Source organism: Novosphingobium sp. NPDC080210, assembly GCF_050281025.1.
Taxonomy (GTDB): domain Bacteria; phylum Pseudomonadota; class Alphaproteobacteria; order Sphingomonadales; family Sphingomonadaceae; genus Novosphingobium.
In genome coordinates this window covers 171,977-184,055 of sequence record NZ_JBNNWL010000002.1, presented here as the reverse complement: position 1 = coordinate 184,055, position 12,079 = coordinate 171,977, and the positions used below count along the sequence as shown (strand labels likewise).

The 12,079-nt window shown below is 66.9% G+C and carries 10 protein-coding genes; 4 read left to right on the top strand and 6 right to left on the bottom strand.

What is annotated here, in order from left to right:
* The first annotated feature begins 35 nt into the window (after positions 1–35).
* The gene (locus ACQKOE_RS06730; RefSeq protein ID WP_427512094.1) at positions 36–1,124 is read left to right on the top strand and encodes a YeiH family protein; all 1,089 of its coding nucleotides are present in this window, start codon (positions 36–38) and stop codon (positions 1,122–1,124) included.
* On the opposite strand, the gene ACQKOE_RS06725 is transcribed toward ACQKOE_RS06730, so the two are convergent.
* Positions 1,121–1,366 (bottom strand): DUF6356 family protein, encoded by a 246-nt coding sequence (locus ACQKOE_RS06725; protein ID WP_374592069.1) that lies wholly within the window; start codon positions 1,364–1,366, stop codon positions 1,121–1,123. The genes ACQKOE_RS06730 and ACQKOE_RS06725 overlap by 4 nt on opposite strands.
* A 100-nt stretch (positions 1,367–1,466) precedes the next feature.
* Here ACQKOE_RS06725 and ACQKOE_RS06720 point away from each other — a divergent pair, with 100 nt between their 5' ends.
* The gene (locus tag ACQKOE_RS06720; protein ID WP_427512093.1) at positions 1,467–1,946 is read left to right on the top strand and encodes an Lrp/AsnC family transcriptional regulator; all 480 of its coding nucleotides are present in this window, start codon (positions 1,467–1,469) and stop codon (positions 1,944–1,946) included.
* 40 nt (positions 1,947–1,986) lie between these two features.
* Here the strand turns inward: ACQKOE_RS06720 and ACQKOE_RS06715 are convergent, their stop codons facing one another.
* The 5 genes from ACQKOE_RS06715 to ACQKOE_RS06695 form a co-directional block, all read right to left on the bottom strand.
* A complete protein-coding gene (locus ACQKOE_RS06715) occupies positions 1,987–3,912 on the bottom strand; it encodes a TonB-dependent receptor domain-containing protein (protein WP_427512092.1) in 1,926 nt (641 codons plus the stop codon).
* Positions 3,913–4,090: 178 nt separating this feature from the next.
* A complete protein-coding gene (locus tag ACQKOE_RS06710) occupies positions 4,091–4,648 on the bottom strand; it encodes a VOC family protein (protein ID WP_427512091.1) in 558 nt (185 codons plus the stop codon).
* Positions 4,645–5,745 (bottom strand): 4-hydroxyphenylpyruvate dioxygenase, encoded by a 1,101-nt coding sequence (gene hppD / locus ACQKOE_RS06705; protein ID WP_427512090.1) that lies wholly within the window; start codon positions 5,743–5,745, stop codon positions 4,645–4,647. Before hppD ends, ACQKOE_RS06710 begins: the two co-directional genes overlap by 4 nt.
* Before the next feature lie 345 nt (positions 5,746–6,090).
* Positions 6,091–7,077 (bottom strand): agmatine deiminase family protein, encoded by a 987-nt coding sequence (locus tag ACQKOE_RS06700; RefSeq protein ID WP_427512089.1) that lies wholly within the window; start codon positions 7,075–7,077, stop codon positions 6,091–6,093.
* A 4-nt stretch (positions 7,078–7,081) separates the two neighbouring features.
* A complete protein-coding gene (locus ACQKOE_RS06695) occupies positions 7,082–8,770 on the bottom strand; it encodes a M28 family metallopeptidase (RefSeq protein ID WP_427512088.1) in 1,689 nt (562 codons plus the stop codon).
* A gap of 123 nt (positions 8,771–8,893) precedes the next feature.
* On the opposite strand from ACQKOE_RS06695, the gene ACQKOE_RS06690 reads away from it, so the two are divergent.
* Together ACQKOE_RS06690 and ACQKOE_RS06685 are read left to right on the top strand one after the other, a co-directional pair.
* A complete protein-coding gene (locus tag ACQKOE_RS06690; RefSeq protein ID WP_427512087.1) occupies positions 8,894–11,605 on the top strand; it encodes a bifunctional [glutamine synthetase] adenylyltransferase/[glutamine synthetase]-adenylyl-L-tyrosine phosphorylase in 2,712 nt (903 codons plus the stop codon).
* Positions 11,602–12,069, top strand: coding sequence for a peroxiredoxin (locus ACQKOE_RS06685; RefSeq protein ID WP_427512086.1), 468 nt, complete (start codon positions 11,602–11,604; stop codon positions 12,067–12,069). The genes ACQKOE_RS06690 and ACQKOE_RS06685 overlap by 4 nt, the downstream gene beginning before the upstream one ends.
* The last annotated feature ends 10 nt before the right edge of the window (positions 12,070–12,079 follow it).

Below are 12,079 nucleotides of genomic sequence, written 5' to 3'. Positions count from 1 at the left end.
CAGAACCGGCCTTCAGCCGGCCATGCGGGGAAGTGATGCAGCATAATCTGAAGACGGTCGATTGGGACAACCTGCCCCACGGCGGTGACCTGTTCGGCGAAATGGAACTGGCCGCGCGCGAAGCGGCTGGCGGCAAGAAGAAGCGCCCGCCGCTGTTCCCCGGTCTGGCCCTGTGCGGCGTGGCCGCTGCCGCTGCGGCCTGGCTGTCCGGCCATTACGGCTTTCCCATCATCCTGCTGGGCCTGCTTGTCGGGCTGGCGCTGAATTTCGTATCGCAAGACCCGCGCACCCATGCGGGACTCGACTTTGCCTCGCGCACCTGCCTGCGCTGGGGGATCGTGGTGCTGGGCCTGCAAGTGACCTTTGAACAGATCGGCGCGCTGGGCGTGGCGCCGTTCATCGCGCTGCTGGCGGTCATGGCGGTCACGCTGCTGGCGGGCCTCGCCGGTGCGCGCCTTGCCGGGCAATCGCGCTATGCCGGGTTGCTCTCTGGTGGGGCGACCGCAATTTGCGGGGCGAGCGCGGCCCTCGCGCTCTATGGCGTGATCGGCAAGGAACGGCTGAGCCAGGCGCAATTCGCACTGACCCTGGTCGGCGTCTCGCTGGCCAGTGCCCTGGCCATGACGATCTATCCGATGCTCGCCGCGCAGCTATCGCTCAGCGATGCGCAGGCCGGGTTCCTGATCGGCGCTTCGATTCATGATGTCGCCCAGGCCATCGGCGGCGGCTATGCCTTTTCCGACGCGGCGGGCAGCCAGGCCACCATCGTCAAGCTGGCACGCGTGGCCCTGCTCGCCCCGCTGGTCGCCCTGACCAGCCTGGCCATCGGACCATCAAACGAAAGTGCGGAGCAACCGCTGTGGCGGCGGCTGGCCCTGCCCTGGTTCATCCTCGCCTTCCTGGGCGTGGTGACGCTCAACAGCCTGATCCCGGTTCCGGCGCCAGTGGCCGAAACGGGCCTGACCGCGTCCAAGACGCTGCTGCTGCTGGCGGTTACCGCCACGGCCATGCGCAGCCGGATGGACTTGCTGCTGGAAGTGGGCTGGCGCTCGGTCGTGCCGGTGGCGACGGCCACTCTGGCCAGCTTTGCCTGCGCCCTGGGCTTTGCCGTCCTGCTGCTTTAGATCACGAAGTCCAGCACCGCAGGCAGCGGCTTGCGGCGACGATTGGCGACCATGGTGTCGTGCAGCTGCGCAATCTGCGCGCTGCCGGTCTTGACGAACAGGAACGGCAGAAGGCCGTGGATCAGGCAGGCAATCCCGCCCGCGATCATCCGCAAGCCGAACCCGCTGGCCATGACCAGGTGCTCGCCATAGCTTTCGCCCACGCTGGCGGGGTGTTCGGTAAACAGCTTGACCGGATCCATGCGACTTCCCTCTGTTGCCAGCACAGGTATGCCGCATGGCCAGTGCGATTTCATCGCCGTTTTTCTGGCCATTTGCCATTCCTGCGGTTAGATTCTCCCAATGAATAGCGATCTGGCGCAACTTGATTCGATTGACTGGGCGATCCTGCGCGTGGTCCAGGACGATGCCTCGCTCCCCGTGCACGAAGTGGGGGAACGCGTCGGCCTGTCCAGCAATGCCTGCTGGCGGCGGATCAAGCGGCTGGAGGATAGCGGGATCATCGCCCGCCGCGTCGCCCTGCTGAATGCGGCCAAGCTGGGGCTGGCGACCACGGTATTCGTCTCGATCCGCACCCAGCGCCACGATCCGGCCTGGCTGGAGGCCTTCAGCAAGGGCGTGGCCGGGATCGAGGAAATCAGCGAGTGCCACCGCATGGCCGGGGACGTCGATTACCTACTGAAGATCGTGGTGCGCGACATTGCCCATTATGACCGGATCTACCGCAAGCTGATCGCCGCGGTGCCGGACATTGCCGACGTCAGCTCCAGCTTTTCGATGGAGCAGATGAAAGCCACCACCGCCCTGCCGCGTCCGGTGTAGATTGTTTTATCCGGAAACCGCACCCCAAGTCCGCGCGCGATTAGTAGTCGGCGATAACCTGCAAGGTCGCGGCGCGCGGCGGGATATAGGTGAAGCCGCCGGATGACGACACGTTCCAGCCATATTTGTCGAAGGCGTTGAGCAGGACCGGCCGGACCAGCCAGGTTCCCCCGGCCAGCTTGAAGCGATACCGCGCGCCCAGGTTCAGCACGGCCCGCGCCGGTGCCGACAGGGTGTTGGCGGCATTGCCGGTGCGGCTCGACAGGCTTTCCAGCGACAGGTCGAGCGAGAGCGGCCCATGGCCCTGGCCCTCGCGCCAATCGAGCGTCAGGACCGAGCGCCGCCGGATCTGGCCCACCGGACGCGGTCCGATCTGGCCGGATTCCACCGCTTCGCCCGATATGCGCGGGTCGAGCAGCATGGTTCCGCCCACGACCGTCAGGCCCGGCCAGAGTTGCCCGGTCAGCGACAGTTCGACCCCGCGATTGCGCAGGTCACCCAGGCGGCGATACCGCGAGGCAGGGTCCAGGTTGTAATAGGGCTTGGTGATCGAAAAGCCGCCCGCGATCAGCGTCAGCTGGTGCGACAAGGCATATTTGATCCCGGCTTCGACCTGGCTGGTATGGATTGCCGGGGGCGCTTCGGCCCGGTTGACTGCGACTTCGGGCGCAGCAAGGGCTTCCTCCATGCCGTGCGAGATCCCGGCATAGAAGGACAGGGGCCGGGTCAGGTTCACGGTCCCTCCCGCATTCCACATGACCGGGCCTTCGCGCGTCTCCGGATCGTTCAGCGCGGGATCGGCAAAGTCGATCGCCTTGCGGTAGCTGGTCTTGGAAATGCTGGCGTCAAAGCCGAAGTGGCCCGCCCGGACCAGCGAATAGGACGCGCCCCAGGTCAGCTGCCGCACCGTATCGAAGCTTTTCGGGCCCAGCGTGTAGCTCGGCTCTGGGCGGATATCGGGGGCCAGGATCGTGCTGGGGCCCAGGTCGAGCGACTGGCTGCCGCCAAAGCGCCGGTCACGGGCGCGGCCGCGCAGGCTGGCGATCAGGCGGTGGCTGATATCGCCGTGCTGCCACTGCTTGATCAGGCGGGCCTCTCCGGACAGCGAGGCATCGCGGTTGTTGCCATCGGCAATCACGCGCCGCCGCGCCACGCTGCCATCGCTGCGCACCCCGAACAGCAGGTCGGCGAAGGTCGTGTCCTGCGTCCGTCCGTTGTAGAACAGCCCCGCTTCCAGCCCGAAGCCGCCCAGCGGCGCCTTGACCACGGCGCCATAGGCCCAGTTGGTCGCATTGCGCGGCGCCCAGGGCTGGCTCAGGTCGATCCCGCGCGGCAGCTGCGGAGGAAGTTCAGGAGCTGCGGGGTAATAGGTCGCCCGCGCCTCGTCGCTGCGGAAGAAGAAGGCGCCGCCGAAAAGCAGCACGCTGACGCGGTCGGTCGGATGCCAGCCCAAGGTGGCCCCCACGGTCCGGTACTTGGCATAGCCGCCTTCCCAGCGATGCGCGTTGCGCCAGCCGAACCCGCCCGACAGGCCCAGCCGCTCGCCATCCAGCGGCTGCTTGAATTCGAACGAGCCGCCGATCCCGCCGTTGCTGGCCCCGCCGTCTTCCAGGTTGAAGCTATAGCTGGCAAGCCCGCGCGGCTGGGTCAACGAATAGTCGACCAGGCCGGTCGGCGCGGGGAACGGATAGCGCAGCGCCGCCGGGCCGACCCGGATCGTGTTGCCATCCGATAGGCGGGTCGAAAGCTTGTCGACCTGGTCGAAATAGAGCCCCTCCAGCCGGACATTGCCCGCATCGACCGGATTGAAGCCGCGCACGTCGTCGCTGGAATAGAGGCCGGACTTGTCCTGCCCGACCGAGCGGCCAAAGGCATCGCTCGATTGCGTTGCCGCGTTTTCCCCCGCGCGCTGCGCCCATGCCGGTTGCGCCACAAGCGCCGCAGCCAACACTACCCCCAGTTTCATCCCAAAACCCATTTTGCGCCCATAGCGCGGGCGCGGGATTTGGAAAGGGCTTTACGTCTCGAAGCGGTTGCGGAATTGTTTCTATCGGGCTGGGCCCCGGCCTGCGCCGGGGTGACGGGGCTGGTAACTATCGTCACCTCGGCGCAGGCCGGGGCCCAGCCCGACAAGGAAACCGAACCTACGTGTCGCCGCGCTCTGCCGGGTCTTCGTGGAGCCAGGCGGCGTGGCGCGGGGCGCGCTTGGTGGCGGCCCATTCGTTCAGCATCGCCGGGGCAATGGCGCGCAGTTCGGCGTGCTGGTCCGGCGTGCCGATGTTGCAGGCCAGCTCCAGCCGGTGCCCGTTCGGATCGAAGAAATAGATCGAGCGGAAAATGCCGTGATAGGTCGGCCCGATCACGTCCACGCCCTGCGCCTCGATATGAGCCTTGGCCGCCAGCAAGGCGTTCAGGTCCTCAACCTCGAAAGCGAGGTGCTGGACCCAGGCCGGGGTATTCGGATCCTTGCCCATGTCGGGCTGCTGCGGCAGTTCGAAAAAGGCCAGGACATTGCCGCCCCCGCAATCGAGGAAGACGTGCATGTAGGGATCGTCCTCGCCGGTCGAGGGCACCTTGTCCTCGCTGAAGGCGGTGACATATTCCATGCCCAGCACGCGCTGGTACCATTCCACCGTCTCCTTCGCGTCCTTGCAGCGATAGGCGACGTGGTGGATGCGCTTCAGGCTGGGGGCGGTGCTCATTGTTCCGCCCCTTCCACTTGCAGCGCGCCGCGGCGGATCTGGTCGGCCTCGATCGACTTGAACAGGGCGGTGAAGTTGCCCTCGCCAAAGCCTTCGTCCTTCTTGCGCTGGATGAATTCGAAGAACACCGGGCCGATCATGGTCTGGCTGAAGATCTGGAGCAGCAGGCGCGGATCGCCGTGCTCGGTCGAACCGTCCAGCAGGATGCCGCGCTGGCGCAGTGCGTCCACCGGCTCGCCGTGGCCGGGCAGGCGCTCGTCCAGCATCTCGTAATAGGTGACCGGCGGCGCGGGCGCGAAGGGCGTGCCCAAGGCCTGCAGCTTGTCCCAGGCGGCGTAGAGATCGTCGCAGGCAAAGGCGATGTGCTGGATCCCCTCGCCATTATAGGCGCGCAGGTATTCCTCGATCTGGCCGCCGCCGCCCGCGCCTTCCTCGTTCAGCGGAATGCGGATCTTGCCGTCGGGCGCGGTCATCGCCTTGCTGGTCAGGCCGGTATATTCGCCCTTGATGTCGAAATAGCGGATTTCGCGGAAACCGGCGATGCGCTCGTAAAACGCGGCCCAGTGCGCCATGCGCCCGCCATAGACGTTGTGCGTCAGGTGGTCGATCAGCTTCAGCCCCGCGCCGACCGGATGGCGGTCCACCCCGGGGTGGTAGATGAAGTCGATGTCATAGATCGACAGGTCGCCGTGCTCCTGCCCTTCATAGCGGTCGATCAGGTAGATCATCGAACCGCCGATCCCCCGGAAAGCAGGCAGGCGCAGTTCCATCACCCCGGTGCGGCTTTCAACCGGCTCGGCCCCGCGTTCGATCGCGGCGGCATAGGCCCTGGCCGCATCGCGCACGCGCCAGCCCATGCCGCAAGCCGAAGGGCCATGCTCCTGCGCGAAATAGGCAGCCGGGCTGCGCGGTTCGTAATTGGCGATCAGGTTGATGTCGCCCTGCCGCCACAGCGTCACGTCCTTCGATCGGTGGCGCGCAATCTCGGTAAAGCCCATGGCGGCAAAGACCGGTTCGAGCAGACCCTTTTCCGGCGCGCAGAACTCGACGAATTCAAAGCCATCCAGGCCCAGCGGGTTTTCGAAAAGGTCGGCCATGGCAAGGAAGCTCCCGGAATCAACACTGGTTTCAACTGAAACTATGTTGCGGGCGTGCGGAAGTCAACCTCTGGTCCATCGCTTCGGCCTTGTGCAAAGCCAACTGGGCCCCGGCCTGCGCCGGGGTGACGGGTGCAGGGTTCGCGCAAAGGCGCGAAGGGCGCAAAGGGGCGGCGCAAGCTGGCCGCAGCTGCGTCCCAAACCCCCGCTCAGGCTGAGCCTGTCAAAGCCAGGCCACGCAACACACCCTTCGACAGGCTCAGGGTGAGCGAGTTTTTAAGGCTGCCCCACTAACTCCGCTCAGGCTGAGCCTGTCGAAGCCGGATTGGTTCACGCCGCTGCGGTTCAGATCACCGGCATTTGCTGGCTGGCGCAGTGGAAGCTGCCGCCGCCGGCCAGGACCGCATCGGCCAGGATGCCCACTACCTCGCGGTCGGGAAACAGTTCGGCGATGGCCGCCACCCCGTCCGCGTCGTGGGCGGTGCCATAGGTTGGCACGACCACCAGCTTCGACGTGATGGCAAAGTTCATGTAGCTGGCCGGTTCGATCCGCCCGTCCGTTTCCACCCGGCCCGGCGAGGGGACTTCGCGCACGGTCACGCCCGCTGCTTCGGCCCGCGCCTTGGCATCGGCATAGATCGCCGCATTGGGATCGTCCGCCCCGGTCGCGCGCGGCAGGGCGAGGACATTGGGCGCGACGAAGCGGGCCAGGTTGTCGACGTGTCCGTCGGTATGGTCGTTGACCAGGCCGTCACCCAGCCACAGCACCCGGTCAAAGCCCAGGTCGCGCGCCAGCCGCGCCTCGATTTCCGCGCGGGACAGCTGCGGGTTGCGGTTGGGGTTGAGCAGGCACTGCTCGGTCGTGGCGACCAGCCCGGTCCCATCGCAGTCCAGCGCGCCGCCTTCCAGCACCCAGTCGGCAGCGGCGACCGGCAGGCCGGCGCTTTGGGCCAGTTCCGCGCCGATTTCCTGGTCGCCGTCCATCAGGTACTTGCCGCCCCAGCCGTTGAAGCCGAACCGCTGGCCCAGCGCCTTGCCCTCGCGCTGCACCACCAAGGGGCCGGTGTCGCGCAGCCAGACATCGCCATAGCGGCGCACTTCCAGCTTGACCGCCGCCGAGCAAAGCGATGCGGCGCGAGCGCGGTTCGCTTCGTCGCGCACGATCAGGCGCACTTCCTGTCCGCTATCGGCAACAGCGCTGGCGAAAGCCGCGATCTGTTCCTGCGCCGCCCCCAGGAAGCCCGGCCATTCGACCGGATCGTGGGGAAAGCCGATCCACAGCCACTGCTGCGGATGCCATTCGGGCGGCATCCGCACGGTCGTTCCGGTCATCCGCTTACTTCCCGCTCAGGCTCTTGTCGCGGATCAGGCGGAATTCGTCGGTCTTGTGCCAGTTCGGCCAATGCGTGGTCATGGCCAGCATCCGGCCCAGGCGATAGTACAGCGCCGTATCCTGCACCGGGCCGCTCCAGTCCCAGCTGGGATCATATTCGTCGCTCGGCTGGTGATAGTCGTTCACCGTATAACGCTCCGCCGCCGCGCGGCCCGCTTCCTTGCCGCCCTTGACCAGGTCGCTGCCCCGGCCCAGCGCGAACATCGGCACGCCCAGCTTGGCAAAGCTGAAATGGTCGGAGCGGTAGTAAAAGCCCTTTTCCGTGCTTTCTTCCGGCGACTGGTAAAGGCCCATGTCCTTCATCGCGCGGTTGACGTAGGCGGTCAGTTCCGACTTGTCGCCGCCCGTCGCCTGGATGTCGCGGGCCGCGCTACCCGGCGCGAGCGCGTCCATGTTCACCCCGCCAACCGTCCTGGCCAGCGGATAGACCGGGTTTTCGGCATAAAACTTGGAACCGAGCAGGCCCGATTCCTCCATGGTCACGGCCAGGAACACCTGGCTGCGGTCGGCGGCACCGGCGTTGACGTTGGCTTCGGCAATGGCGGTCATGGCCGCAATGCCGGTCGCGTTATCGACCGCGCCGTTGCAGATATCGTCGCCGGTCTTGTCCGCATTGCAGCGGCCCAGGTGATCCCAGTGCGAGGTGTAGAGGACATATTCGTCAGGGCGCTTCTTGCCCGGCAGAATGCCGATCACGTTGCGGCTGACGGTCTTCTTCACCGCATTGTCAAAGCCGAAGCTGGCCGTGGCCGAAAGCGGCACGGCCTTGAACCCCTGCTGCCGCGCCGCTGCGGTCAGGGCGGCAAGATCCTGGCCCGATGCCTTGAGGATCGCTTCGGCCACCGGCTTTTGGATCCAGCCGTTGGCTTCGGTGTTGCTCATGCCGTTGTCGGCCGACTGAACGAACAGCTGCGCGCCGCTCCAGCTCGAATGGACGACGTTCCAGCCATAGGCCGCCGGGAAGGTGTCATGCACGATCAGCGCGCCTGCCGCGCCCTGCCGCGCCGCTTCCTCGAACTTGTAGGTCCAGCGGCCGTAATAGGTCATCCGTTTGCCCTTGAACGGGCCGGTTTCGTCCTTGGCGTCATAGTCCGCATCGTTGATCAGGATGACCGCGATCTTCCCCTTCATGTCGATCCCGGCATAGTCGTTCCAGCCGAGTTCCGGGGCATTGATGCCGTAACCGACAAAGACCAGCGGCGCATCGGCCAGGCGGGTTTCCGGCACGGCGCGGTAAGAACCCGCCACGTAATCGTTGCCATAGGCAAAGCTCAGCGCCTGTCCGCCGACCTTGACCGTCAGCGGCGTATAGTTCGACCCGGTGATTTCCAGCGTCGGCACTTCCTGCGTCCAGCTGCCCTTGTTGCCCGGCTGCAGACCGGCCTCGGCAAAGCGCTTGATGATATAGGCGACCGTCTTGTCCTCACCCGCCGTGGCCGGGGCGCGGCCTTCGTAAGCGTCGGAAGACAGTTCGCGCGTGATCGAATCGAGCGTTTCGACCGAGATCTGCGGCGCGGCCACTGCGGGAATGGCAAAGGCGGCGTCCTTGGCCGTGCTGGCCGAAACAGCGGCAGCGGACAGGGCAGCGGATAGGGCGGCAATGGAGACGAGCGTCTTGGCGGTCGGGGTCATGGGAAAACCTGATCTGTGGGGGTTGGATTGCGCGCCTGTCTGGCAAAGCCCCTGCTCCCGCGCAAGGGCCGTTCCGACGAACGACTTGATTGCCCGGACACAAAGCGGCATCGGCGCTGGGTGATGAGCGCCAACTGGACCTCCGCCCTTGACCGGGCCCGTGCCCATTCCCCGTTCCTGTCCACCGGACTGGATCGCCACCCCGCCTTGGCCGAGCTGCTCGCCGCCGGAAAGGGCGAGCAGGCCATGGCCTGGGCCAAGGCTGCGGGCAAGGACGCGCCGGATACCGGCGCAGCCCTGCGGCGGGAAAAGTGTGCGCTGGCCGTGGCGCTGGGGATCGGCGACCTGGCCGGGGCCTTCCCGCTGGCGCGCGTGGTGGAGGAACTGTCGGACTTTGCCGACCGCTCGATGGACGCGGCCATTGCCGCCGCGATCCGCACCCGCGTGCCCGATGCCGAACCCGCCGGCTTCATTGCCCTGGCGCTGGGCAAGCACGGCGCGCGCGAGCTGAACTATTCGTCCGATATCGACCCGATCCTGCTTTACGACCCGGCCACCCTGCCCCGGCGCGAGCGGGACGAGCCGGGCGAAGCGGCGCAGCGCGTGGCCCGCACGCTGATGCAGTTGATGAGCCACGTCGACCACGAAGGCTATGTCTTCCGCGTCGACCTGCGGCTGCGTCCGGCCAGCGAAGTCAGCCCGCTGGCGATCCCCTATGAAGCGGCGCTGTCGCATTACGAAAGCTCGGCTCTCGCCTGGGAGCGCGCCGCCTTCATCCGCGCCCGCGCCTGTGCCGGAGACATTGCCGCTGGCGAGAGCTTCCTTGCCGCAATCCGCCCCTTCGTGTGGCGACGCAGCCTTGATTTCGGCGCGATTGCCGAGATTGGCCGCCTGACCCAGCGCATCCGCGCCAACCACACCGGCCCGACGCGCCCCGGCCCCGGCTTCAACGTGAAGCAGGGACGCGGCGGGATTCGCGAGGTCGAGTTCTTTGCCCAGACCCACCAGTTGATCCACGGCGGGCGCCACCCCTCGCTGCGGCTGCGGGGCACGCGGGCAAGCCTCGACGCCCTGGCCGAAGCGGGCCTGATCGACCCCGAGGACGCGCGGGTGCTGGGCGAGAGCTATGACCGGCTGCGCACCTTGGAGCACCGCCTGCAAATGGTCGCCGACCAGCAGACCCATTCGCTCCCCACCGATCCCGCCGCGCTGGACAATGTCGCGCGGCTGGAAGGATTTGCGCACGGCGCAGAACTGGTCGCCGAACTGGAGGAAATCACCGAGCGGGTCGGCAGTCGCTATGACCGCCTGATCGCCCAATATGCGGAAGAAAGCCCGTCGCGCGCCGTACCCGCACCGGAGGGCGCGGCCTTGCGCGACAAGCTGGCCGAACTGGGCTTCGCCGATCCCGCAGGCCTGTGCGACCAGATCGAGGGCTGGCGTTCGGGCAAGCTGCGCGCCCTGCGCAGCGATGCCGCGCGCGAAGCATTCGATGCCATGCTGCTGCCCCTGCTCGCCGCCTTTGCCAAGGGGCCGGAGCCGGAGCGCGCCCTGCTGCGCTGGGAGCAATTGCTGACCAATCTGCCCAGCGCGGTCAACCTGTTCCGCCTGCTGGAGGCGCGGCCTGCCCTGGGCGAATTGCTCGCCCGCATCCTCGGCCTCGCGCCGCCGCTGGCCGATGCCCTGGCGCGCCGGGCCGACCTGCTCGACCCGCTGATCGACGCCTCGGCCTTTGACCTGCCGGGTTCGACCGAGGAGTTGATCGCCCAGCTTTCACGCGGGGAAGCGGACGACGATTACGAGCGCCTGCTCGACCGGGTGCGCCGCCGCGTCGGCGAAATGCGCTTCAAGCTGGGGGTGCAGCTGATCGAGGGGAGCCGCGACCCGATCGAGGTCGGGCAGGCGCTGTGCCGCGTCGCCGAAGCCGCGCTGGCCGTGCTGGCCCGCGCCGCGACTACCGAATTCGAGCGGGTGCACGGCAAGGTTCCCGGCGGCGACCTGCTGATCATGGGCTATGGCCGGCTGGGCGGCGGCGTGCTGACCCATGCGTCCGACCTGGACGTGGTGTTCCTGTTCACCGGCGATCACCTGTCCGAAAGCAACGGCGCGCGGCCCTTGGGCGCAACGCTCTATTTCAACCGGCTGGCGCAGCGGGTGGTCGCAGCGCTGTCGGTGCCGACGGCGGAAGGCGCGCTTTACGAAGTGGACACGCGCCTGCGTCCGTCCGGCGCGCAGGGGCCGATCTCGGTCAGCATCGACGCGTTTGAGCGCTATCAACGCGAAAGCGCCTGGACCTGGGAGCACATGGCGCTAGGCCGCGCCCGCGTGCTGCACGGACCGGAAGCGGGCCGCGCTGCCCTGCAACAGGTGATCCGCTCAGTCCTGGAAATGGACCGCGATCCGGCCAAGCTGCGCGCCGACGTGCTGGAAATGCGCACCACCATGGCCCAGCACAAACCGGCCAGGACGCCGCTCGACATCAAGCTGGCGCGCGGCGGGCTGGTCGATATCGAATTCATCACCCACTATCTGCAACTGCGCGATCATCTCGGCCTGACTCCGGCCATCCCGGAAGCGCTGGCCGCACTGGCCGAGGCGGGCAAGCTCGATCCCGCGATCTGCGAAGCGCACCGCACCCAGGCGCGGTTCCTGGTCGCGGCGCGGCTGCTCATGCCCGATGGGGAAGAACCGCCCGCTTCGGCACGCGCCGTGCTTGCCAGCGCCTGCGAACAAGGCGATTGGACCTGCCTGACCGAAAAGCTGGCCGAATCGCGCCGCGTGGTGGCCGCCGCGTGGCAGGCAACCTTCGGCGAGGAACTGGAGATCGATCGATGAGCATTGCCCCTGGCGACACCCTGCCCGACATTGCCCTGACCGCGCCCGACGGCTCTGCCGTGCGCCCGTCCGACTTTGCCGGAAAGAAGCTGGTCCTGTTCTTCTACCCCAAGGACGACACCCCCGGCTGCACCACCGAAAACCTCGACTTTTCGGCCCTTTCGGATGATTTCGACAAGGCTGGCACGGCCCTGCTGGGGATCAGCAAGGACCCGCCGAAAAAGCACGAGAAGTTCATTGCCAAGCACGGCCTGACCGCGCCGCTCGCCAGCGATCCGGAAGAAGGCGGCCTGTCCGATGCGCTGGGGTTCTGGACCGAAAAGTCGATGTATGGCCGCTCCTACATGGGCATGGTCCGCTCGACCGTGCTGGTCGGAGCCGATGGCAAGGTCGCGCGGGTGTGGAGCCCGGTGAAGGTCAAGGGCCACGCCGCCGAAGTGCTTGAGGCTGCGCGGGCCCTTTGATGAGGGCCCT

Bases quoted from the DNA above. Each gene is read 5' to 3' on its own strand.
- ACQKOE_RS06725 (WP_374592069.1), bottom strand. From the start codon at position 1,366: ATGGATCCGGTCAAGCTGTTTACCGAACACCCCGCCAGCGTGGGCGAA.
- ACQKOE_RS06690 (WP_427512087.1), top strand. From the start codon at position 8,894: ATGAGCGCCAACTGGACCTCCGCCCTTGACCGGGCCCGTGCCCATTCC.
- ACQKOE_RS06730 (WP_427512094.1), top strand. From the start codon at position 36: ATGCAGCATAATCTGAAGACGGTCGATTGGGACAACCTGCCCCACGGC.
- ACQKOE_RS06700 (WP_427512089.1), bottom strand. From the start codon at position 7,077: ATGACCGGAACGACCGTGCGGATGCCGCCCGAATGGCATCCGCAGCAG.
- ACQKOE_RS06685 (WP_427512086.1), top strand. From the start codon at position 11,602: ATGAGCATTGCCCCTGGCGACACCCTGCCCGACATTGCCCTGACCGCG.
- ACQKOE_RS06715 (WP_427512092.1), bottom strand. From the start codon at position 3,912: ATGAAACTGGGGGTAGTGTTGGCTGCGGCGCTTGTGGCGCAACCGGCA.
- ACQKOE_RS06720 (WP_427512093.1), top strand. From the start codon at position 1,467: ATGAATAGCGATCTGGCGCAACTTGATTCGATTGACTGGGCGATCCTG.
- ACQKOE_RS06695 (WP_427512088.1), bottom strand. From the start codon at position 8,770: ATGACCCCGACCGCCAAGACGCTCGTCTCCATTGCCGCCCTATCCGCT.
- hppD (WP_427512090.1), bottom strand. From the start codon at position 5,745: ATGGCCGACCTTTTCGAAAACCCGCTGGGCCTGGATGGCTTTGAATTC.
- ACQKOE_RS06710 (WP_427512091.1), bottom strand. From the start codon at position 4,648: ATGAGCACCGCCCCCAGCCTGAAGCGCATCCACCACGTCGCCTATCGC.